Origin of the sequence: Flavihumibacter solisilvae (genome assembly GCF_000814475.1) — a bacterium.
GTDB lineage: Bacteria > Bacteroidota > Bacteroidia > Chitinophagales > Chitinophagaceae > Flavihumibacter > Flavihumibacter solisilvae.
In genome coordinates this window covers 195,359-218,687 of sequence record NZ_JSVC01000019.1, presented here as the reverse complement: position 1 = coordinate 218,687, position 23,329 = coordinate 195,359, and the positions used below count along the sequence as shown (strand labels likewise).

Annotated in this window: 18 protein-coding genes and 1 tRNA gene; 14 read left to right on the top strand and 5 right to left on the bottom strand. The window is 48.1% G+C overall.

The window, feature by feature from the left end; genetic code table 11:
* The first annotated feature begins 79 nt into the window (after nucleotides 1-79).
* The 7 genes from OI18_RS17365 (at nucleotide 80) to OI18_RS17335 (ending at nucleotide 10,217) form a co-directional block, all read left to right on the top strand.
* Nucleotides 80-3,415 (top strand): SusC/RagA family TonB-linked outer membrane protein, encoded by a 3,336-nt coding sequence (locus OI18_RS17365; protein WP_039142272.1) that lies wholly within the window; start codon nucleotides 80-82, stop codon nucleotides 3,413-3,415.
* Between the two features lie 19 nt (nucleotides 3,416-3,434).
* The gene (locus OI18_RS17360) at nucleotides 3,435-4,910 is read left to right on the top strand and encodes a RagB/SusD family nutrient uptake outer membrane protein (protein ID WP_039142084.1); all 1,476 of its coding nucleotides are present in this window, start codon (nucleotides 3,435-3,437) and stop codon (nucleotides 4,908-4,910) included.
* Between the two features lie 31 nt (nucleotides 4,911-4,941).
* Nucleotides 4,942-5,763: a DUF4843 domain-containing protein gene (locus OI18_RS17355; protein WP_039142082.1), complete on the top strand. Its 822-nt coding sequence runs from the start codon at nucleotides 4,942-4,944 to the stop codon at nucleotides 5,761-5,763.
* 16 nt (nucleotides 5,764-5,779) lie between these two features.
* Nucleotides 5,780-7,222 carry a PKD-like family lipoprotein gene (locus OI18_RS17350; RefSeq protein WP_039142081.1) on the top strand — a complete coding sequence of 481 codons (1,443 nt, stop codon included), beginning with the start codon at nucleotides 5,780-5,782 and terminating at the stop codon, nucleotides 7,220-7,222.
* Between the two features lie 18 nt (nucleotides 7,223-7,240).
* A complete protein-coding gene (locus OI18_RS23905; RefSeq protein WP_052273331.1) occupies nucleotides 7,241-8,365 on the top strand; it encodes a TlpA disulfide reductase family protein in 1,125 nt (374 codons plus the stop codon).
* A 142-nt stretch (nucleotides 8,366-8,507) separates the two neighbouring features.
* Nucleotides 8,508-9,233: a DUF2092 domain-containing protein gene (locus OI18_RS17340; RefSeq protein WP_039142079.1), complete on the top strand. Its 726-nt coding sequence runs from the start codon at nucleotides 8,508-8,510 to the stop codon at nucleotides 9,231-9,233.
* A 24-nt stretch (nucleotides 9,234-9,257) separates the two neighbouring features.
* Nucleotides 9,258-10,217 carry a DUF6515 family protein gene (locus tag OI18_RS17335; RefSeq protein ID WP_039142077.1) on the top strand — a complete coding sequence of 320 codons (960 nt, stop codon included), beginning with the start codon at nucleotides 9,258-9,260 and terminating at the stop codon, nucleotides 10,215-10,217.
* A gap of 133 nt (nucleotides 10,218-10,350) precedes the next feature.
* On the opposite strand, the gene OI18_RS17330 is transcribed toward OI18_RS17335, so the two are convergent.
* Nucleotides 10,351-12,540, bottom strand: coding sequence for a T9SS type B sorting domain-containing protein (locus OI18_RS17330; RefSeq protein WP_160290252.1), 2,190 nt, complete (start codon nucleotides 12,538-12,540; stop codon nucleotides 10,351-10,353).
* 329 nt (nucleotides 12,541-12,869) lie between these two features.
* Here OI18_RS17330 and OI18_RS17325 point away from each other — a divergent pair, with 329 nt between their 5' ends.
* The 5 genes from OI18_RS17325 (at nucleotide 12,870) to OI18_RS17305 (ending at nucleotide 15,886) form a co-directional block, all read left to right on the top strand.
* Nucleotides 12,870-13,568 carry a sulfite oxidase-like oxidoreductase gene (locus tag OI18_RS17325; RefSeq protein ID WP_039142073.1) on the top strand — a complete coding sequence of 233 codons (699 nt, stop codon included), beginning with the start codon at nucleotides 12,870-12,872 and terminating at the stop codon, nucleotides 13,566-13,568.
* A 73-nt stretch (nucleotides 13,569-13,641) separates the two neighbouring features.
* The gene (locus OI18_RS17320; RefSeq protein WP_152616864.1) at nucleotides 13,642-14,229 is read left to right on the top strand and encodes an ankyrin repeat domain-containing protein; all 588 of its coding nucleotides are present in this window, start codon (nucleotides 13,642-13,644) and stop codon (nucleotides 14,227-14,229) included.
* Between the two features lie 91 nt (nucleotides 14,230-14,320).
* Complete coding sequence (locus OI18_RS17315) at nucleotides 14,321-14,566, top strand: alpha/beta fold hydrolase (RefSeq protein ID WP_039142068.1); 246 nt, start codon at nucleotides 14,321-14,323, stop codon at nucleotides 14,564-14,566.
* 14 nt (nucleotides 14,567-14,580) lie between these two features.
* Nucleotides 14,581-15,285 carry a Mut7-C RNAse domain-containing protein gene (locus OI18_RS17310; RefSeq protein WP_039142067.1) on the top strand — a complete coding sequence of 235 codons (705 nt, stop codon included), beginning with the start codon at nucleotides 14,581-14,583 and terminating at the stop codon, nucleotides 15,283-15,285.
* A 148-nt stretch (nucleotides 15,286-15,433) separates the two neighbouring features.
* Nucleotides 15,434-15,886 (top strand): SRPBCC family protein, encoded by a 453-nt coding sequence (locus tag OI18_RS17305; protein ID WP_039142065.1) that lies wholly within the window; start codon nucleotides 15,434-15,436, stop codon nucleotides 15,884-15,886.
* Between the two features lie 26 nt (nucleotides 15,887-15,912).
* Here the strand turns inward: OI18_RS17305 and OI18_RS17300 are convergent.
* A tRNA-Lys gene (locus OI18_RS17300) sits at nucleotides 15,913-15,985 on the bottom strand.
* Nucleotides 15,986-16,026: 41 nt separating this feature from the next.
* Here OI18_RS17300 and OI18_RS17295 point away from each other — a divergent pair.
* Nucleotides 16,027-16,896, top strand: a complete 870-nt coding sequence (locus OI18_RS17295; RefSeq protein ID WP_052273330.1) for an ankyrin repeat domain-containing protein — start codon at nucleotides 16,027-16,029, stop codon at nucleotides 16,894-16,896.
* Between the two features lie 3 nt (nucleotides 16,897-16,899).
* Here the strand turns inward: OI18_RS17295 and OI18_RS17290 are convergent, their stop codons facing one another.
* From OI18_RS17290 to OI18_RS17280, 3 genes are all read right to left on the bottom strand, one after another.
* A complete protein-coding gene (locus OI18_RS17290; protein ID WP_039142062.1) occupies nucleotides 16,900-19,404 on the bottom strand; it encodes a TonB-dependent receptor in 2,505 nt (834 codons plus the stop codon).
* A gap of 68 nt (nucleotides 19,405-19,472) precedes the next feature.
* Nucleotides 19,473-20,150 carry a response regulator gene (locus OI18_RS17285; protein WP_039142061.1) on the bottom strand — a complete coding sequence of 226 codons (678 nt, stop codon included), beginning with the start codon at nucleotides 20,148-20,150 and terminating at the stop codon, nucleotides 19,473-19,475.
* Nucleotides 20,147-21,223: a sensor histidine kinase gene (locus OI18_RS17280; protein WP_072039036.1), complete on the bottom strand. Its 1,077-nt coding sequence runs from the start codon at nucleotides 21,221-21,223 to the stop codon at nucleotides 20,147-20,149. The genes OI18_RS17285 and OI18_RS17280 overlap by 4 nt, the downstream gene beginning before the upstream one ends.
* 123 nt (nucleotides 21,224-21,346) lie before the next feature.
* Here OI18_RS17280 and OI18_RS17275 point away from each other — a divergent pair, with 123 nt between their 5' ends.
* The gene (locus tag OI18_RS17275; RefSeq protein WP_039142059.1) at nucleotides 21,347-23,317 is read left to right on the top strand and encodes a KUP/HAK/KT family potassium transporter; all 1,971 of its coding nucleotides are present in this window, start codon (nucleotides 21,347-21,349) and stop codon (nucleotides 23,315-23,317) included.
* Nucleotides 23,318-23,329: the final 12 nt, after the last annotated feature.

Here is a 23,329-nt window from a genome sequence, read left to right as displayed (position 1 = left end):
ATATCAGCCTAGACAACTGCATTTATTCATCCCAATTGGTATCAAAATTATGATTTTCCGAAATCAAATTATCCGGGTTATGAAGTGGACTGCTTTTCTATTACTGGCCGGCTTCTTACAGGTCTCCGCAAACGGTGCGGCACAGCAGGTGAGCCTGACCTACCGTCACGCACCGGTGAAAACCGTGCTGCGCGATATCAGCAGGCAGACCGGTTTCACTTTTTTCTACAATGCCAGTACCCTTGATGAAGCAAAAAAGATCGACCTCAACCTGGTCGACGCCCCACTGACCGCGGCCCTGGACTCTTTCCTGAACAAACTCTTCCTCGATTACAGTATCGTCAACAAGACCATTGTGGTAAAACCGTCGCCTAAAAAAATGGCAATTCCGGAGGCGCCGGACCCCGTGACGGTCTCCGGCAGGGTAGTAGACGAAATGGGCAAACCGCTCGAAGGCGCAAGTATCTCCGTAAAAGGATCTTCTATCGGTACATCGGCAAGCGCCACGGGTGACTTCACCCTGAAAGTGGAGCCCGGTTCCGTGCTGGTGATCAGTTTTATCGGCTTCGAACCGGAATTCTATACGGTAAATGGTCCGGGTGGCTTCATCATCCGGATGAAACGTGCACGCACGGGGGATACAATTGCCGCCGTAGTATTAACCGGGTACCAGAATATCCGTAAGGAAAGTTTTACCGGAACAGCAGTTACGGTAACTGGTGAGGAACTGAAGATGATCAATCCGCAGCACATCATGAAGAGCCTGCAGACCTTCGATCCTTCTTTCCGCATTATGGAAAATACCCTGCTGGGTTCCGATCCCAACCGCATGCCCAATATCACCGTGCGTGGCTCAACCGCCTTACCCGGTGGCAGCACGGATATCATCAGCCGGAACAACCTCGCGAACAATGTGAACATGCCCACCTTCATCCTTGATGGTTACGAAGTGAGCGTTCAGAAGATCTACGACCTGGATGTGAACCGGATCCAGACCATCACCCTGCTGAAGGATGCTGCCGCCACGGCCATTTATGGTTCCCGCGCTGCCAATGGCGTTGTGGTCATCAATACAAAGGCACCTAAGAGCGGGAAACTGCAGGTCAGTTATAATTATGAACTGAACGTGACTTCGCCGGACCTTACGCAATACGATGTGTTGAACGCAGAAGACAAGCTGGAGTATGAAAGGCTTGCAGGCGTATATGATGCGAACAAGAACCAGGCGATGAGCCAGGACCAGCTGGATCGTCTCTATTACCATCACAAAGCTGCCGTGGTTGGCGGAGTGAACACCTATTGGCTTTCGCAACCGCTTCGTACCGCTTTCGGGCATAAACATTCCCTGTATGTTGAGGGTGGTGACCAGTCGCTTCGCTATGGTCTCGAACTTCGCTACCAGACAATGCCCGGCGTGATGCAGGGTTCAGGTCGCGATCGTTACAGCACCGGGCTCAGCCTCGCTTATAACAAGGGATCCAAATTCCTGTTCCGCAACCAGCTTACCGTTACCATGATGAAGTCGAAGGAGTCGCCCTATGGCAGCTTCTCCGACTATACCAAAATGAACCCTTATTACCCGAAGTCTGATTCTACGGGAAGGACCATCCAGGTGATCGATACCTGGGTACAGCAGGAAAGCGCTGCGGGCGGAAGAAAATTCGTGCCCGTGCTTAACCCGATGTACAATGCCACCCTCGGCAGTTTTGATCGTTCGGAATACCTCGAAGTGATCGATGCTTTGACAATGGAATGGAATATCCTGCCCGGGCTTCGGTTCCGCGGGCTTGCGAGCATAAATAAGACCAAGACCACCGGCGATCAGTTTGTATCACCATTCGCTAATGCGTTTTATAATTATGGTCCCGACCGGATTGACGAACGCGGCTCATATACCTATGGAACAAATGATGAAACGAGCTTTGACGGAAACCTGACGCTCAATTACAACAGGCAGTTGGGCGAACATTTCATCAACGCCATGGCAGGTACGAATGTGCGCACTTATATGTCGCGGTTCCGTTCCATCGACGTAATTGGTTTCAATAACGATCGGTTTACAGACATCGGCTTTGCTGCGGGTTATGGAAAAGATGCCAAGCCTTACAGCCGGTTATTGCGCGACAGGCTTGCAGGTGCGTTTCTATCGGTGAACTATTCCTTCGCTAACAAATACCTGCTCGACGTGATCTACCGCCAGGATGGATCATCGAAATTCGGCAGCGAAAATAAGGTGGCACCGTTCTCCGCAATCGGGATTGGCTGGAACCTGCACCGCGAAGCTTTTATGGCGCACTCGCCCATCAGCAGACTGAAGCTGCGGGCCAGCACGGGACTTACCGGATCGGTTTCCTTCGATCCGTATATGTCACACCCGACGTATAACTATTATACCGGCAACTGGTATTCAACAGGCCTTGGTGCTGTCGTAAACAATTACGGTAACCCCAACCTGCAGTGGCAGAAAACCCGCAACTATGATCTCGGGGTTGAACTTGGATTGTTCGACGACAGGATCGTGATCCTGCCTCGTTATTACTACAAGCTTACGATGGGATTGCTGGCGGATGTTTCCCTGCCACCATCATCCGGGTTCTCATCTTACAAGGATAACGTCGGTGACATGCGCAATACCGGCCTTGAACTCGGCATCCAGGCAAATATCCTGAGGGGGAAAAACCATTCGCTGAGTGTCATGGCGAACATGGTTCACAATACCAACACCATTGTGAAGATCTCCAACTCATTAAAAGCGTATAACGATAAGGTTGACGATGTTCAGGACGATGAAGAATATAAGGGAGCACCGCTCCTGAGGTTCCAGGAAGGACAATCACTCAACGCGATCTATGCGGTCCGTTCGCTCGGGATCGACCCGGAAAACGGGCGGGAACTGTACGTGAAGAAAGATGGAACCCTTACCTACGACTGGAGTGCACGCGATATTGTGCCGGTTGGAAACTCGACACCAACAGCCGAAGGGTATTTCGGGTTCTACGGCGTATGGAAGCAGTTCAGCATCAACCTGAGTTTCTATACGCGCTTCGGTGGCGACCTCTATAACCAGACACTCGTAGACCGGGTGGAAAATGCAGATCCACGCTTCAATGTCGATTCGCGCGTGTTCGATGAAAAATGGAAGCAGCGTGGCGACCATACTTTCTATAAGAACATCGCTGACCTCGGTACTACAGATGTAAGTTCGCGTTTCGTACAGCAGGATAATGTGCTGGAGCTGCAATCTCTTTACCTCGGCTACGATATGAAAAAAATCCTTTCCCGCACCCCGGTGAAAAATCTCCGTTTGGCGGTAACGATGAACGAGATCTGGCGCTGGTCGTCGGTGAAACAGGAGCGGGGCATCGACTACCCGTTTGCGCGGAGTGTGACATTTTCTGTAATGGCAGGTTTCTGATCTAAAAAGCTAGCAAAACATGAAAAAACTAACAACAATACTGCTGATCGCCTTATCGCTTTCTTCCTGTAAAAAATGGCTCGACCTGCAGCCCGAGACAGAAGTGTCGCGGGACGAACTGTTCCAGACCGAGGCCGGCTTCCAGGAAGCATTGAACGGCGTATATACGAGATGTGTACAGGGCGATCTTTATGGTGATGAGCTGACATTCGGGTATCCCGAAGTGCTGGCACAAAACTACACCCTGGCTACTGGCATGGATCCCATGTATTACCTGCAGACAGGTCGCTACAACTATAAGGATATTGACTTCATTACCCGGAAAGATAAAACCTGGAAAGGCCTGTATAACGGCATCGTGAATGCGAACCTCATTCTGCAGGAGATTGATAAGAAGCCGGACCTCTTTACCGGTAACAACTTTGCCCTCATTAAGGGTGAGGCAATGGCGCTGCGGGCCTTCCTGCATTTCGACCTGTTCAGGTTGTTTGGTTCTTACCAGCAATCCACCCTCGCCGGCATTCCTTACGTAACCATTTATACGAATAAGGTAACTGCCATGTCTGGCGCTGATGAAGTGCTCACGAAGGTCATCGCCGACCTCGAAGGAGCCAAAGCCCTGCTCCGGACGTCCGATTCAATCCTGCGTCCCTCGTACCAGGTGAACTATCCAAATGCCACTGACTCCTCAACTGAAACGACCAGTCCTTCACTATTCCTGCAGAACAGGCGGCACCGCCTCAACTACTACGCAGTATGTGGTGAACTGGCGAGAGTGTACCTCTATCGCCAGGATAAAGTGAATGCCCTGGTCAATGCCGAAGAGGTGATCCAGTCGAACAAGTTCAAATGGACAAGCCAGGCTGATTTCATTCATGTGGATGTAAAGATGACAGACCGGATCCTGTATAAGGAGCTGGTATTTGGCTGGCCCATCAAAGAACGCGCAAATGATGTGATCAGGCGTTTCGGCCAGCAGACCGCAAGCTTCTGGATCGACCTTGATGCCGGGCAGACTTTGTACGAGTTCCGTGGCGTGGGTGCCGAGGATCTCAGGTACAAACAATGGTTCCAGCCCACCGGTGGCAACAGGCTTGAGCTGCTGAAGTATTACCGTAACCCTAACGGGAAAGAAGATGATGCGACTGCCGACCGCCATCCCTTAATGGCACCGGCAATCCGGCTCAGTGAAATGTACTATATCGCTGCTGAAGCAAGTTTTGAAGGCAATCCATCCAAAGCGCTGAACTATTTCAATGAAGTAAGACGGAACAGGGGAATAGGCACAACACTGGCTACCGATTCATACACTGAATTTATGGATGAGCTGGTGAAGGAAGCACGCAAAGAGTGGTATGGCGAAGGGCAGATCTTCCACATGTACAAAAGGCTGAACAGGTCGATACCCGCGCAGACGGGCGGATTGATACCTGCTTCATCGGCTATGTATATCCTTCCCCTGCCAAATGATGAGATAGAATTTGGCGGCAGGTAAACAATAACATTAATCGGTTAAAAAACTGATCATGAATAAAAACTTCATCATCCTGCTTTTGGTTTCATTTACCATGCTCACGGCATGCAGTAAATCCGAACTCGCACGGTATGACAGCAACGATAATATTTATCTCGACCTGAGCCGTGAAGAACGCGACAGCATCCTGTATTCATTTGCATACAACCCGGGCAAAGTGAAGGATACGGTATGGGTTCCTGTCCGCATTTCGGGGATACGTACCGACAGTAATGCGACTGCCGACCGTAAGTTCGTACTGAAAGCGGAAACGGATTCCTCCACCGCAAAACCTGACATCCATTACCAGCCACTGGATCCGGTGTATTACATCAAAAAAGGAACCGGCTTCACCTGGGTTCCGCTGGTGATCTTCAATACTGACCCATTGCTGGAGCAACAGAGTGTAACGCTCCGTTTCCGGTTGTTTCCCACAGAAGACTTCGGTGTGAATATTCCAAAACTCACTTTTGGTAAACTGGTATTCTCCAGTAAACTGGAAAGGCCGAACTGGTGGAACATGTGGTTCGGTGATTACTATTCACGGGCCAAGCATGAGTTCTTCATGATCGCGACCGGCCTTACGGAGCTTAGCAGGGAAGGACTTGATGCACCGAAGAACCTGTATTTCGTGAGCCTGGTGAATGCATTCATCAACGATCCGTTCAATTGGATCAGCAAGCACCCCGATGCAGGCTATATAATGGAATCCCTGCCGGATGGAAATTATAATTTTTATCACGGGGCAAAGCCAACCAAGAAGATCCTTTACCGGAAAAACGAGCAGGCAAACAAGTATTACTTTATTGATGAGCTCGGAACTGAAGTGAAGTAATTCAAAAACAAAAGACATGAAGCAATTAAGAACATTAATATACCTGGCTGCAGGAGTGCTGTTGTCACTACTGTGGGTGGCCTGTTACAAGGATAAAGGAAACTATTCCTACAACATGCCGGGAGAGCCGGGCATTACACAAATGGACAGCGTATACAGTGTATTTGTCGGTGACAGTCTCATTATTGAACCTACGATAAAAATGGATGGTAACCCGGCCCTCAGCTATGAATGGCGGATCGCTGTTCCTGATCCCACGATGACTGATGTGGTAGACTCAGGTAGCAGCATGCGCGTGATCTTCGGCCTTGGCGCACAGCGATACACCGCAAAGCTGACCATCCTCAATCAAAGCAACGGGATGAAATATTTCCGTGACTTCATCGTGGAAGGTAAAACTGCATTTTCATCAGGAACGACCGTGCTGACGCAGGAAGGCGACCAGGCACAGTTGTCATTCATTAAACCGGACGGTGCCGTACAGGCAAGATTGTTCGGCGCCGTGAATCCCGGTAAGCCACTGCCTCCAGGTCCTACCCAACTGGTAGCTGTACCCGAGGCGCGGATGCCTGGTACGGTCAAGACCTACTGGGTGTTCGGAAAGGATGGCTCCAATACGGGCATCCAGGTTGATGCCAACACGTTCAGGATGAAGCAGGATCTTGCCGCGTTGTATTTTGATGCGCCGGAAACGATCAGGCCTTCAAGGATGTTTGCATCCCCCATGGGCGTATTGACCGGTGTGGTGAACGGAAGACTGCAGAACGGAACCACCAGCACCTGGGACCAGGCACCAACCTATGGCATGTTCGGACTTGGAGCAGCGGGCGATTACGACCTTTCACCCGAACTGGTGTTCAACTACCTGGGTGTATTTGGTCCGGGTAACTATATCGGGTTCGACAAACTGAAAAAACAGTTTGTGCGCTTTAACCTGTATGGCGACGCCATCTTTTTCGGAACGGCATATGCCGTAACAGGCTCAGCTTTTGATCCTATGCACGTAGGAGCGGACCTCGAAAAAATGCTGCAGATCAACGGTGGATTATGTTACGCATATATAAGGGAAGGCGGAGTGCTGCAGGAGCTGAAATTCAACACGCAGTTCAACGGTCCGTTTGAATTCAATCCAATCCATAAGCGCGCGTTCAAACAGCCTGAACTTGCTAAAGCGAACAGCATCTGGGCTACGACTCCGAACGAGATCATCTACTTCACTTCAGGTAACAGCATCTATCGATATAATCCTGCCAACGAAGAATTCAGGGAATTGAATACCAGGATCGAAGGCGATGAGATCACGATGATGAAGATCTTACCTGACAATAACACACTCGTAGCAGGCACACAGGGAAGTATTTATTATCTCAATATTTCAACAGGAAGCTTTGGCGACCTGCTGAAGAAAATTGACGGGCTTCCCGGCAAAGTAATTGACATGGCTGAAAGAAATCAATAACCACAAAAGAAAACAACAATGAATATTAAACATATTAAGATTAAACTGGCAGCCATTTGCGTGGTTGTGATTTGCGCACTCGCGGCCTGGAAAACACCTGCTGCCGACAAGTTTGTAATTACCGCTGAGATAACTGCGTTCACAGGAGATAAGGTTTTCCTGACCTACGGAACTATAGGAAGCTCTAAGATCGACACGGCAATTGTAAAGGACGGCAAGTTCAGTTTTACCGGCAGTGTGGATGAACCCACACCGGCCATGATCTTTTCACCGGATTACAGGGTTCGCGTTGATCTCTTCATTGAGAATACAAAGATCCATGTTACCGGTACTTCCATGAAGCCTTATAGTTATGTGGTGACAGGAACGGGAGTGGTTGCAGAATTTGAGAAATTCAGCCAGCGGATCATGAAGAACCGCCAGGAAACCATTACGCTTTTTGAAGAAGCGGAAGGAGCGAAAATCGTCGGTGATACAGTTAAAGCTGCTGAACTGAAGGCGAAGGGCGACAAGCAGTACCGCGATGAATTTGCTATCCGGAAAGAGTATGCATTCGCCCATCCTGAGAGTTATGTTGCAGCGAAGGAACTGCTTGCACTAACCGACAATAACTCGCTTGCACAAAGTGTACAGGGCTATGCGAAAATGGCTGAGAAAGTAAAGCAGTCAGCAATTGGCAGGGAGCTTAAAGAGCGAATTGGCTTATTGAGCAAGGTGGAAACCGGTAAGCCTGCCCAACCTTTCACACAGAAGAACACTACTGGTACTGCTGTTCAATTGAGCGACTATCGTGGAAAATATGTGTTGCTTGAATTCTGGGCCAGCTGGTGCGGACCCTGTCGCGCCGAAAACCCCAACCTCGTGAAGATGTATAGTACTTATAAGGACAAGGGCTTTGAAATTCTGAGTGTGTCGCTGGACAGTGATCGCGAAAAGTGGTTGAAGGCGATTTCAGTGGACGGATTGCCCTGGATGCAGGTCTCTGACCTGAAGGGCTGGAACAATACCGTTGGCGTATTGTACGGCGTAAGGGCGGTTCCGGCAAGTTTCCTTGTGAACCCTGAAGGAGTGATTATTGCACAGGGCCTTAGGGGTGAAGCGCTTGAAAAGAAACTCGAAGAGTTGCTAAACAGGAAAGGATAGCCTAAAATAGCCGGGAGGTCGCTCGTGTGTGTTATTATCTAAAGGGAGCGGGAACATTGTTTCCCGGCTCCTTTTTTTATCTTTGGAAAAGTTGATAGGATGTTTTTAACCGTACTCAGTATACCGCCAAAAACTTCCTGTTATGAAACAACTAGCCTTCTTATTCCTTTCGCTTATTCTTGTTACGTCAGCCGGTGCACAGAAAAAAACGTATGATTCACTGGCGATCAGGATCCTCGACAGGATGTCATCAATTATTGGTGACATGACCTCCTGCAGTTTTACCGCCATTACCGAAAGCAACTACAATGACCCGGACCTGGGCATGCTTACGCGCATCGCGGAACATGATGTGATGTTTTCAGGCAACAATAAATTCCAGGTGATGACCCATGGCGAAAGAGGGCACCTCGGTGTGTGGTTCAATGCAGGGAGTATGGTGTATTATTCCTATACCAATAATCATTTCGGTTATCTCGACTCAATTGGTAAAACGAATATCGAAGCCATTGAAAACGCCAATAAAAAATTTGATATTGAGTTCCCCGCAGCAGATATATTTTATCCCACTTTTACGGATGACCTGATCGCAACTGCCGACCGGATCGAATACCTGGGTAAGTCCGTTATAGGTGGCAAAGAATGTTACCATATCGCGGCAAGGGGTAAGGATCTCGGCTTCCAGGTCTGGATCAATACCGATGCCACTTTGCTTCCTGTGCGGATGAATATCATCCAGTACGACAAGCAGTCGCAACAGTATAATGTTTTGTTCAAAGACTGGAAGATCAACCCCAACCTTCCCGATGCATTGTTTGCCTTTGACCCGCCTCCTGATGCCAGTAAGATGAAGATCCTGCCAAAGTAATCAACAACAAAAAAACCAATTGTCATGAAATCTTTATCATTTATCCTGACAACCAGCTTCATGATATTTGTCTGTACCGATGTACTGCCGCAGCGCATGGGCCATGGTGGCGGAGGGCGTGGTGGTGGCGGCGGTGGCGGAGCCAGGAGTGCTGGTCACAGTGGTGGGGGCACCAGGAACACGATCAATGGTGGCAGCCAGCATTCTGCACAGCGGCCAGCCCAGACATCCTCAAACCGCAGTTATGACCAGCGGCAGAAGCCCGACCGCGAAGTGGCAAACCGCGACGGGGACCGCAATACCAATACCAGCAACAGGAATAATAAATCCAATAACCGGACAAACGTTGATAAAAGCCGCGGTGATGTGAACGTCAATACCGGTGATGTCAATATCAATGTTGACCGCAGTCATAATGTAGTCAACAACCGCAATACCGTTGTACGCAGGAATAATGTCGCAGTTTATTCCCGTCCGCCCTATGTATATGGAGGCAGGAGATACTATTCCTTCCATCCTTATTACTATCACCCGTACCGACCATTTTACTGGGGACCGGCATGGCATCCCTGGGGATTTTTCGTTGCAGCGCTGGCAACTACGGCTATTATTGTTGCAGTAGCCGACGCCACCTATCATTACGACCAGGGCGTGTGGTATGCACCTTCAGGCAGCGGCTATACAGTCGTGCAGGCGCCGGTTGGAGGTACGGTCACAACCATCCCCTCAGGATCCGAGACGGTCACGGTCAACAATGTGACCAATTATTATTATGGCGGTGCCTATTATGAAAAAGACGGCAAGACCTATAAAGTTGTTCCGCCACCTGCAGGGGCTACTGTTGAGAACCTTCCTGAAGGTGGTGAAGAGGTGAAAATAGGTGACCAGACATATGTAAAGATCGGTGAGACTTATTACCAGCCGGTGCAGATCGATGGCAAATCCATGTATGAAGTTGCCCAGGTGGAAGAAGGAGATAAATAAATATTACAGCCGCTGGAAACTGCAGAATAAAAAATTCTGCGTGGTAATGTGATCAGGCCAATCACTTATATTAACGAGTATATAGATCCTTCATGGACGGAAGCTGGGAAGAACAGTGGGACGCCTTGACCTTTTAACGTATCAATAACAGGGTACCTTTAAGTGAAATAGCTTTTCCGTTGAACCGCTGGTAGTGAACCTGATAAGTGAATGTCGCGGACGGGAGTGCCTTGCCCGCAAATGATCCATCCCAGCTTTCAGTTACAGAAGTCGATCTGTACACTACCTGGCCCCAACGGTTAAAAATCTCGATCCGGTAATTCAACAGGTTCTGTGCCCTGACTCTGAAAACATCATTTATTCCGTCGCGGTTAGGGGTAAAGGCATTGGGGATCTTTATTTCAAATCGTTCGGTAACAGTAATCCTGAATGATTCCTGCATGATACAACCATCCTTGGCAGCCTGAAATTTATAGCTGTTAGTTGTGGCAGGTGAAACGGTAACTATGGGACAGTCTGTACAACTGAGGGCTACATCCGGACGCCAGGTCAATATACCGTTTGTTGCAGGTGATACAGTAACCTTATCGCCGCTAAGAACAATGGTATCATTTATCCGTTCCAAATAAAGGTCGGTTTTTGCAAGCTTAATGGTGTCTGAAGTCTTGCATCCATATTGATCCGTCACTTCAACCCAATAAGTACCGCTGTTTTTGGGTTGCAGGGTTGGGCCCGGGCTTCCGTCTTGCCAGATGTACCCGGTCATATTTGGTGGGGCATAAAGGGAGATACCCGCTTCACAGATAACCGTGTCCTTTCCCAGCTCAAGAGGGATGGGTGACCTGACGTTTACCCTTCTCTCATGAATAATTTTTTTCGGTCCGCAGATAGTAGAGCTGATGGTGGTGTCATACCGCACAAATGACGCTGTCGCGCTTGCACCTTCAAACAGTGATCCGTAACAAAGTGTGGTATCTGTCGTTACAAGTGAATCAGAAGTATTGATGACATGAATTTTGGTTGTCCGGATTAGGGTGTCTATTCCACAACCGTTTCTTGCTGTGTCGTAGAAGATGGTGTCATTGAAATATTGTTTTTCATCAACCCTTTCACCATTGCAGATTGTGGTGTCGCGGATCGTTTTGACAAGAGGTACCCCATACTCGACCATGTCGAAGGACCTCAGTGGTTCATCCCAATAAGGAAGTCCGTATGTATAGTATTTAATCGCACCCGCCAGGAAACCACCACGGATGTTGGGTGCCATTGTAGGAAAGATTGGCATTTCATTATACTTGTAGAAAAATACAGTGCCGTCACTTTTCAATCCAACCCCGGCGCCTTTCTGTTTTCGATCAATAGGAAGGTTTGGATATTGTTCAGCGAAGGACGCAAATATGGCATCATTACATGGTACGTACACTATGTCACCAGCCTCATCGTCGAGGGCACGGCCATATTGTTTCTTCCACAAGATATCGCCATTAGCATCATGCCTGAAAATGTGCACATCAAATCCACCAGCATTTGAATCATAATCGCCGTCATTTGAATTTGAAATGCCAATAGATGCAAATCCTCCGCCGTTCACGGGAATGAAACGCTGGATATTGTCTTCACCACTTCCGCCGAATACCTTACTCCAGGTTAAATTGCCGGCCTCATCCAGTTTCACCAGGAATGAATTTTTGCCTGAATATACCGAAGGAGCAAAACTGCCCGGGTCTGCCATTCCGGATATTACCATGGAACCATCTGGCAGTATTTCAAGATCCGTTGGAATTTCGTCAGCGGTACTGCCGAATGTTTTCTGCCACATTATATCCCCGTTGTACTGGTTGATCTTCAGCAACCAGATGTCTTTCCCGCCGTGGGCAGTTTTCACGTCACCGTCGCCGGATTGTGACTGCGCCAGTACAATCATGTTCCCGTCACGGGCTTTTTTTATGGCGACAGCATTTTCATGGTTTGATCCGCCGTAAAGCTTATGCCAGAAAAGGTTTCTTTGATAATCTATTTTAAAGATCAGCAGTTGGGTGTTTCCCGACGAGCTTGGAGGGGGATACCTGAACATATCCCATGTCCCTATATTATCTCCAACAATAATTAAATTATCATCGGCGTCAGTTTCAAGGTCGCGTGCATAATTGGAAGTCGATCCATGTAAAATCATCCAGTCATCATAGCCTCCCAATGTGGGTTCGAAGGCCACTATATAATCCAATTCGGAGATTTGCGTTTTCCCGTAATTCTCAGGGGGCAAGCCATAGATGTTTAATAGTTGTTGCCTGGATGCAAAGGGTGTGTTAAACAAGGCTATCATACTTCCCTTTGTAGTGTACTTTACCCGGGTAATTACATGATTAACACGCCCTGACCATTGAAAATATGAAATGCTTGTTTCTTTCATTGGCCATTGGCCATGCGGCGAAAGTAATTGACCAAATACACGGGGTGATAAATTACACAGAGTAAGTAGGAGTAGGGTAAGGTATTTCATAGAATCAGACCATAAACATAATATATTAGGTGAAAAGTGAAAAGTCAAAGGGTAGGATTTATTTAGGCCCGATTCGTCAGTTTTGATTGTTAACTTTCCATCTGGTGAGCTAGCTTGTTCGCCATTATTTTTCACTTTTCAAACCGGATAAAATGAAAGATGCTGCAGGGAAGCTGGCTCGTATAGTCGAAGCGCGAATGAAACTGAAGGCAAGGTTTGAAGAAAAAATGAAAAAGACGCCTTCTGTCGGAGACGACAGGCCAATGGGGTCCGGCAACAATAACCGCCATGGTATGCCTGTTCTGCCGGTTGGGCAAACAATAACAGAAAAATGGCCCGTACTCGATCTCGGCTTGCAACCGGATATTCCAACCCGTGAGTGGAGGTTGGTTGTAGATGGTGACGTAGAGCAGCCTATGGAGTTTTCATGGGAAGAATTTTTAGCATTACCCCAGACTGATGATATATCTGATTTTCATTGCGTCACTACATGGTCGAAGCTGAATATGCAATGGAGAGGCGTTCAGCTGCTGGACCTGGCTGCACTGGTAACGCCAAAGGATTCCGCAACGCACGTTATGTTCTATGGTTACGACGATTATACTACAAACATTTCACTGGAAGAAGCCCTGAAGCCTGACGTGTTGTTGGTTCACACGTTTGAAGGTAACCCATTGCCAAAAGAACATGGCGGCCCGGTGCGGGTCATCACTCCACAGTTATATGCGTGGAAAGGAGCGAAGTGGGTTAACAGGATCGAGTTTATGTCCCGCAACAGGCTGGGATTCTGGGAAGAAAGAGGCTATTCAGATACCGCTTACCCCTGGCGCAACGACAGATACAGTAAATAATATAGAGATGCAACAACTTTTCTTACTCTTGTCCTTTTTGTTTTTTCACGGGCAGGAACCAAAAGAACAGAAGATGGATATAATCCAGGCAGTTGAAAAAGGCAAAACTGAACAAGTAGAGAAGGAGCTTCAAAAGGGGGCTGATGTAAACACCGCAGATAAAAACGGGCGCTCCTTGCTATTGATCGCAACCAGGAATAACGACTTGAACATGGCGGAACTTTTGGTGAAACACGGCGCCAATGTAAACCAGCAGGACAATATTAAGGACTCGCCGTTTTTATTTGCAGGAGCATCAGGCTACCTGCAACTGGTAAAATTATTCCTTGGCAATGGCGCACGTTTTGATGTGTTTAACCGGTATAACGGAAGCGCACTGATCCCGGCTTGTGAGCGCGGACACGTGGAAACCGTCCGCTTGCTCGCCAATACAAAAGGTTTTCCGATCGATCACATCAACAGGCTTGGTTGGACTGGCTTACTTGAGGCGGTTATTTTAGGCGATGGAAGCGAGCCATATATTCAGATAGTTCAGATCCTGGTCGATGCAGGGACAAATGTGAAGATCGCGGACAAGGATGGCGTTACACCGCTGCAGCATGCCAGGTCAAGAGGGTTTACGCAAATTGCGGGTATACTTGAAAAGGCGGCTAAAAAATAAACGAAGATGAATCTACGGTGCTGGCTGGTAGCCCTAAGGCGGATTACGAAATTGCCCGGAAATCAGATCGCCAGGTTATCCTGTTGTAGCAATGAATAATGCGCAGACTTCAGACATGATTTTTACCCAGCCTGTTGTGTATGAATTCAGGGTTCGCAAAATGCCTGTGTTGCTTATCATTGGAACGAGGGATCGTACCGCCATTGGTAAAAACCTGGTAAAAGATACGACCATAAGGGATAAGATGGGGCAGTACCAGTTGTTGGGAAAAGAGACGCAAAAGAAGATTCCCGGATCGCAGTTGGTGGAACTTGACAATGTGGGACATCTTCCATAAAACCATGACTTTCCATGAAGTCAGCCAGTTTCCGGTTTCACGATTCGCTCAATGATTTCCTGCCATGGCGGCGGAAGTTCTCGGTGATCAGGTATGAGTTTTATATCGCTCCAACGGTTAAGGATGCAATCGAATCGATGGGCGTTCCGCACCCGGAAGTGGATGTGATACTCGTTAATAAGATTGCTGTTGATTTTGACTATCACCTGCATGAAGGGGATGCAATCGAAGTTTACCCGGTTTCCGTTAAGCATGGGACGCCGATAAAGTTTATATTGGATGTGCATTTAGGTTCCCTGGCCAGGATGCTTCGGTTACTCGGTTTCGATACCCTTTATCAAAATTATTATGAGGATAAAGTAATTGTGCAAATAGCGGTAACAGAAAACCGTATTATTCTTACCCGTGACGTTTTGTTATTGAAGCATAAAGTTATCAGGTCCGGTTATTGGCTGAGGTCCCAGCATACCTATGAACAAACAACTGAGGTGATTAAGTATTTCGGGTTAACGGGTAGGTTCAGGCCATTCAGCCGTTGTCTTGAATGCAATGGCCTGATCATGGAAACCACGAGGGAAGAGGTCGAAGGAAAAGTTCCGTTACAGGTGAGCCAGGACTTTGATGAATTCTTCACCTGTTCAGATTGCCTTCGGGTTTATTGGAAAGGATCCCACTATGACAAGATGAAACTGGTAATCGAACGGTTCCGGGATGTATAGTCGCAATCAGCCCTTTAAAATGCCGGATTTGGCCTCTGTCCGAATTCAATCTTCTTACCATCTTTGAACTGCCGATACAGTGGAGCAGCAACCACGATAAAAACGGGCGGAACCGAAAAGCCAGATGAGTAGGAATAAAATAAATCGTATGTCGAACAATACTGTTTCACTACACAGGGTCATTAAAACATCTCCGGAAAAACTGTACCGCGCATTTACTGATGCAACTGCGATGGCGGCCTGGTTACCTCCCTATGGATTTCTTTGCACCGTGCACGAAATGAAAGCGGAGACAGGCGGTTCTTACAGGATGTCATTCACAAATTTCTCAACAGGAAATAGTCATTCCTTCGGTGGAAAGTTCCTGGAACTTAAACCCAATGAGTTTTTGAAATACACGGATAAGTTTGACGATCCAAACCTGCCGGGAGAAATGCTCACCACTGTCTCCCTGCGGAAAACAATTGCAGGTACAGAAATAAAAATTACCCAGGAAGGAATTCCTGCTGTGATACCGGTTGAAATGTGTTACCTGGGCTGGCAGGAATCGTTGGAAAAGCTGGCTAAACTGGTTGAGCCCGAGATCCCGGATGCGCCCTGATCCTCAAGTTTATAGGGTGGTTTCTGTGACTCCGTAGGGACTCGAACCCTAGACCCGCTGATTAAGAGTCAGCTGCTCTACCAACTGAGCTACGGAGCCGGATTTATCTCTTCTAATTTAAATTAAAATCTGCACTTAAATTGTTGCAAGCCGAATTTGAAAAAGCAGTTGATGCTATCGTGAATGGTGATGCGGCCACACTGAAAGAGTTGCTGCATCACCATCCTGCATTGATAACAGCGCGATCTGACCGCGATCATCATGCGATGCTGCTGCACTATACTGCAGCCAACGGTGTTGAGGATTACCGGCAGCTCACGCCGCCAAATATTGTCGAGATAACCCGCATACTGCTCGATGCCGGTGCTGAAGTAGATGCGGTGGGAGAGATGTATGGCGGTTCCACGACACTTGGCCTTGCCGCTACAAGCTGTCACCCTGCCGATGCTGGAGTGCAGGAAGCCCTGGTTGACCTGCTGATGGATTATGGGGCAGACCCGGCTATTGCGGTGAGTCCGGGGTACGATGGGGATTTAATTACTGCCTGCCTGGCTAATGGCAGGGGCAAGGCCGCAATATGGTTGGCAAAAAAAGGCGTTCCTACAAATCTTGAAGGCACTGCCGGGATCGGCGATCTTGACGCACTAAAATCATGGTTACATGAAGATGGCTCACTGAAAGATGAAACGCTGCGCGAAAAACTGAATGCTGGTTTTAACTGGGCCTGCGAATTCGGACACCTGGATGTCGTCCGCTTTCTCGTTGAAAATGGATTCGACCTTTCCACCCTCACGAATGGCATGACAGGACTCCATTGGGCTGCGATCGGTGGACAGGCAGAAATGGTTCGGTTCCTGTTGGAAAAAGGCGCACCGCTTGAAATTGAAAACTGTTATGGCGGTACCGTTCTTGGACAGGCATTATGGTCGGCAAAAAATGAGCCCCTGCAGCAACATGACGAGATCATCAGGATCCTCAGGGCGGCAGGGGCGAAAGAAACAGGTATTTAAAAATTAACTCCGCTCTTCTTCTCCACCTTCCTTCCGCTTGAACATTTCAAATTGCTTACCAAAGCGGTAGCTGAAGGTCAGGCGGAAACTGCGCACATTCCAGCGGCGATAGCTATCCTGGTAAAAGTTTTCCGTGTCGGTAATGCTTCCCCAGCGACGACTATTGAATACATCGTTGATGTTGAAAGTGATGGTTCCTGCCTTGTCTTTGAAGAGATCTTTACGGATGGCGAAATCCATATTGTACTGTTCCTTCTGCTTGCCCTGCGGCATTACGCGGGGCGACTCATATTCGCCTGAAAGCTGGAAGGAGAAGTTGTTTGCGAATTTGCTGCGAACACCGGTAACCCGGTAATTGGCCATAAGCTTGGTGCTCCAGTTGAAACCCTGGTTGCTCAGGTCCATACCGTTGACTGTTGCTTTCACATCGCGGTACTGCGCATTGAAGTTGGGAGTGAAATCGAACGCAGTTCCGATCTTCTGCTGCCAGGTCACTTCAATACCCGTACGGTTGGTGCGGTCTGCATTGATGAACGTGGTCAGCAATGCATTCGGGTCGATGGCTGCGTTGTGAAGGTCCTCAAGCTGTTTTGAAGAAATGGTATCGCTGTACATCGTAATGTCGTCGGTGTTGTTCCGGAAATAAGTAGATACCAAAACATTACCGGTTGAGAATGTGCGATTATAATTCAGTTCAAACGAATTAGTGAATTCGGGCCGCAATGCAGGGTTACCAACGCGGATATTCATCGGGTCAGTAATGTCTACATATGGATTGATCTGCCAGAAATTGGGCCTGCGGATGCGGCGCGAAAAATTCATCTGCAGGTCATTGCCGTCACTCAACGGGTAAGTCAGGTAAAGGCTCGGGAAGAATGTGTTCCAGAGATCATTACCCTTCGACGGGTAATCGTAACCGAATTTCAGTGAGCTGTCGATCAGTTCTCCATTAAATGAACTTTGCTCCAGTCTCACACCTGCCTGGTACTTCAGTTTCCCCAACTCATTGGAATAATTACCATACACGGCATTTACCATTTCACGGAACCTGTAGTTATTGCTTAACGGTAGCTTGGTAGCGACGTTGTTGTCAACAGCATACACATCCAGTTTGTCATCTGACACATAATGGAAACTGCGCGCACCAAATTCAACCTTGCTCTTTTCTGAGATCGGGTTTACATAATCTGTCTGGAAGGTGTACTGCTTACCGCTTCCGGTGGAATAGTTATCGACGCGGCTCACAGGTCCGGAAGCGGTGCCATCAGGCTGGTAGCGCTGGTTGTAAATAAATGCATCGCCACCATTGTGTCCACCATTGAAATTGAAATCAACGGTCCATTCCTTACCTGCTTTATCAAATGTTTTGCGATAATTGATCTGTGTGCTTGACCGGTTAAATGCATCTTCCTCAAAGTTCCTGCGCAGTCCTGTATTGGTGAGCATGCCATTTTGGTCGAGGTATTGCTGGTACTGGTCTTCATCCAGGCCGAATCGTCCGTTCACAAATCCCTGGCTGATGGAGATGCTGTTGAAGTTATCAAAGAAATAGTCCAGCCCGAATCTTGCGGAGACAAAACGGCGCGTACGGTCTCCTTCACTTTGCTGCTTGAAATAATCTGTGATAACTCCGTTTGATTTGTTTTCGCGGTAAGCTTCGCTTTTTGCTACGCCACCACCACGGTTGTAGTTGCCGCTTGCAAAGAAATTCACTTTGTTCTTGCGGAAGTTAAGGCTCAGTCCACCATTTAAAATTTCAGGTGTGCCTATCCCCAGGTTGGCAACGCCATTGAAGCCTGCCTTCCTGTTCTTCTTCATGATGATATTGATAATACCTCCAGTGCTTCCGGCATCATATTTGGCAGAAGGGTTGGTGATCACTTCAACCTTTTCAATATCGTCAGCGGGAATCTGTTCAAGCGTAAGGATGGTAGGACGGCCATCTACAAAGATCTGTGGTGTTCCGTTGCGCAGTTGCACGCCACCGTTTACATCCACTGACAAAGAGGGAATATTTTTCATAACGTCCACAGCATTGCCACCCTTGGCAGTAACAGCAGCGTCTGCATTGAAGATCCTGCGGTCCACACCCAGGGTCATCGCAGGTTTTCTTGCGGTAACCATCACATTCGCGAGGTTGGCTGCTTCTGTACGGAGTGAAATAATTCCCGCGTTCATGGTTGAAGCGCCGGGTTGAGCAGACAGCGGTTGCTCAAAGGTTTCAAAACCAACTGCGGAAATAATAAGAATATAGTTAATGCCTTTTGTTGTAGAGAGTGAAAAAGCACCGGTCTTATCTGACATGCTTGTATTGGAAAGCGTATCTTTCTGCCCGTTCTCGGAGCGGATGGTCATCGCCGTTATAGTGGCGGCTTCAATTGCGTTGCCGGTCTTGGTGTCTTTCACCTTACCACTGATGCTGATCCTATCCGTTGCAGTTACCTGTGCCATAACTGTCGTCGCAGAAAATATTACGGCGAGTAACAGCAGTGTAGATTTAAATTTCATTCCTGCAAAGGACGTTAATAATAGTTTAACATCTCTGCATCAAATCTTAAAGAAAATCTAAATGGGGCCTAAACAAAGCGGTATCCTACACCGGATTCAGTAAGCAGGTGTTCTGGACGGTTGGGATCATCTTCAATCTTCTTGCGGATTTGTGCAATAAATACCCGTAAATATTGCGATTGGTGAATATACCCTGGTCCCCAGATAGATCGCAGTAAATATTGATGCGTAAGTACTTTGCCCTCATTTCGGGCAAATAGTGCAAGCAGGCTGTACTCCGTACCGGTTAAACGAACCAACTCATTATTCTTTTTTACTGTACGTTCCTGCAGGTTGATGTGCAGGTTGCCAAAATTGAGCATGGTATCGGGGTCTTCAGTGGCTACGGACCGCAGGGCCGAACGGATCCTCGCCAGCAGTTCGCCCGTGCGGAAGGGTTTGGACAGGTAATCATTCGCACCATTATCGAGTGCGCGGATAATATCTTCCTCGTTTTTCTGGACAGACAGGATGATGACCGGGTTCGTGTACCATTGCCGCAGGTCCTGCAGCACAGTATGCCCTTCCCTGTCAGGTAAACCGAGATCCAGGATGATCAGGTCAGGCGGATGATTTTCGGACATGATCATTCCCTCACGCGCATTCGCAGCTTCCCGAAATGTATAGTTGTTGCTTTGTAAAGTGATCTCCAGCAGTTTCCTGATCTGCGGTTCATCATCTATTACAAGTATTTCTGCCCTGTTCATGAATATGCTTTGATTCGCGATGTTTCTGCCGGGATCTGGACGCGGAACTGTGCTCCCGACGGTGCCACGTTGGTCAGTATCACAGACCCGGACAATGCCTCTGTGAACCCCTTCACAATAGAAAGTCCCAGCCCGGTGCCCGGCGCTTTGGTCCGTTCAAGCCGGTAAAATTTTTCGAAGGCATGGCCCACCTCAGATTCCGGGATTCCACTGCCCTGGTCTTCCACCACCATCTCGAGCAGGTTGCCATGATTCCTCGCGGAAATATCAATCCTGGTACCTGCCCTGGTATGGATCACAGCATTGTTCAATAAGTTCTGGAGGATCTGTTCAATCATCATTTTATCTGTCCTGAACAATGGGATCGCCGGGTCAATATTGATGTGAATGCGCTGCCGGTTCTTCCTGTCGTCCATTCTTTCCACCGTGTCGTATACAAGCTCACTGATATCGCACCAGTCCTTCCGCGGTTTGAGGATCCCGGTTTCCAACCTCGACATGTTCAACAGGTTTTCCACCTGCTGGTTCAGTCGCAGTGAAGCTTTCGAGATCTCTTCCACCAGCTGCGATTTATGTTCAGCAGTAAGGTTTGTGTTATTGGCCTGCAGGTTATCAGTTGCCCCGATGATCGTCGCGATAGGCGTACGTAGCTCGTGCGACAAAGAGTTGAGCAACGTGTTATATAATTTTATGGCATTTGCCTTCTCTTCTTTCTGCCTGGCGACTTTGTCGATCTCCCGGATCTTATAGGTAAGTACTGCATTTACCATCGAGATAATAAAATAAGTGGCAAGCAGGATGCCGTCATCCGTATTGCTCACGAGAAAGGTGAACCTCGGCGGAATAAAGAACATGTCCCAGATCAATGCACTCAATGCTGCGGCAAGCAACACAGGAAGGATATCCAGTGTAACGGCGACTAATGATACAGCAAGCAGCAATACAAGGGCAACCATCCGGTAATCTATATAGTCGGATAGCATAAAGCAGATTGCCGATACGCAGGTGATGGTTAACGCGCTGATCAGGAATTGTTTCGGCCTGCTTATCCTGTTAATGAGTAGTGTCCGCATTGAATTGGTAAAGCAAAAATAAACGGTATAAAGATTTTATAAAGATTTCTGCAAATCTGCCGGTCAATATGCGCCGATCGGTTTATCGGCTCTACATTTGGGCTCTGAAATGGATAATGCTACATGTCTTCCCATAATAAAGTAAGTGTTGCCGGTCTCCTGATCGCGCTTGGAATTATTTTCGGTGATATTGGAACTTCCCCCCTTTACGTACTGAACGCCATCACCAGCGGCAAAGTGATAACAGAACAGCTGGTAGTAGGTTCATTGTCCTGTATCATCTGGACGCTCACGCTGCAGACTACAGTAAAATATGTGATCCTGACCCTGCAGGCCGATAACAAAGGGGAAGGTGGCGTGTTTTCGCTTTTCGCCCTGGTTCGCAGGAGAAGGAAGTGGCTGGTGATCCCCGCTATGGTCGGTGGTGCCGCGCTGCTTGCCGACGGAATGATCACACCACCTATTTCGGTGACCTCTGCCGTAGAAGGCCTGAAGCAGATCCCCGCAATTTCTCATATCAGCCAGACCACGATCATTTATATAGTTATCGGCATCCTGTCGCTGCTTTTTTTCATCCAGCAGTTTGGTACTGCTTTCATCGGCCGTTCGTTCGGGCCGGTCATGACTGTCTGGTTCATTATGCTTGCGGTACTTGGGGTCGTGCATATTTCCGACGACTGGAGCGTATTCAAAGCCTTCAACCCGTATTATGCCATCAACCTGCTGGTCACTTACCCGCATGGATTTTATATACTGGGAGGCGTGTTCCTGTGTACAACGGGAGCTGAGGCATTATACTCCGATCTCGGCCACTGCGGCAAATGGAATATCCGGTACTCCTGGATCTTCGTAAAAACCTGCCTGATCCTGAATTACCTCGGGCAGGGAGCCTGGTTGCTGAGTCATTACCATGGTCAGCCAATCTCCTCCGAAATGATTGAGTCGGGATTCAATCCTTTCTATGGCGTAATGCCGGATTGGTTCATGTATTTCGGGATCGCCATCGCCACTGCCGCAGCCATCATTGCAAGCCAGGCTTTGATCTCGGGCTCGTTCACACTGATCAGCGAATCGATGCGGCTTAATCTCTGGCCAAAGCTTAAGATCAATTACCCGACAGAAGCACGTGGACAACTCTTTATCCCGGCCATTAACATCATGTTATACATCGGCTGTGTGGGTATAACCCTGTATTTCAAGAAAGCGGCAAATATGGAAGCGGCATATGGACTGGCCATTACGTTGTGTATGATCGCCACGTCAATGCTGTTTGCGAATTTCCTGGTCCTGCGACGGACAAGGCCCGTACTCATCTATTTGTACCTCATTGTTTATTTCACCATAGAGTTCAGCTTCCTGTATGCTAACATGCAAAAATTCACGCATGGCGGTTATGTGACTTTATTCGTGGGTGGTGCACTGTTCCTGGTCATGTATAACTGGTTCAAGGCCCGCAAGATCAAGAACAGGTACGTGGAGTTCGTACGGCTCGATCACTATATTCCGCAGATCCAGGAACTGAGCAACGACAGGTCGGTGCCGAAATACGCCACACACCTGGTGTACCTGACAAGTGCCGATAACCCCAAGGAAATTGAACACAAGATTATTTACTCCATCCTGAACAGGAAGCCTAAACGGGCAGATATTTACTGGCTGATTCACGTGGATACGCTTGATGACCCATATACCTCAGAATACCAGGTTTCACACATTATCCCCAATGATATTATCCGGGTCGATTTCCGGCTGGGTTTCAGGGTTCAACCGCGGATCAACCTGCTGTTCAGGAAAGTAGTGGAAGACCTGGTTCAGAATAAGGAGGTGAACGTAACAAGCCGGTACGACAGTCTTGGTAAAAACAATGTGGCCGGCGACTTCGAATTTATCGTTATGGAAAAATACCTCAGCCAGGATAATGAACTGCCGTTGCGCGAAAGGATCATTATGAAGGTCCATTTCTGGCTGAAAGAAATCAGCCTGTCAGAAGAGAAAGGTTTCGGGCTTGATGCCAGTAATGTTACGGTGGAAAAATTCCCGCTGATTGTTGCGCCTGTAAGGAATATAAGACTGCGGAGGATCGAAGAAGACTAAAAAAACGATGGC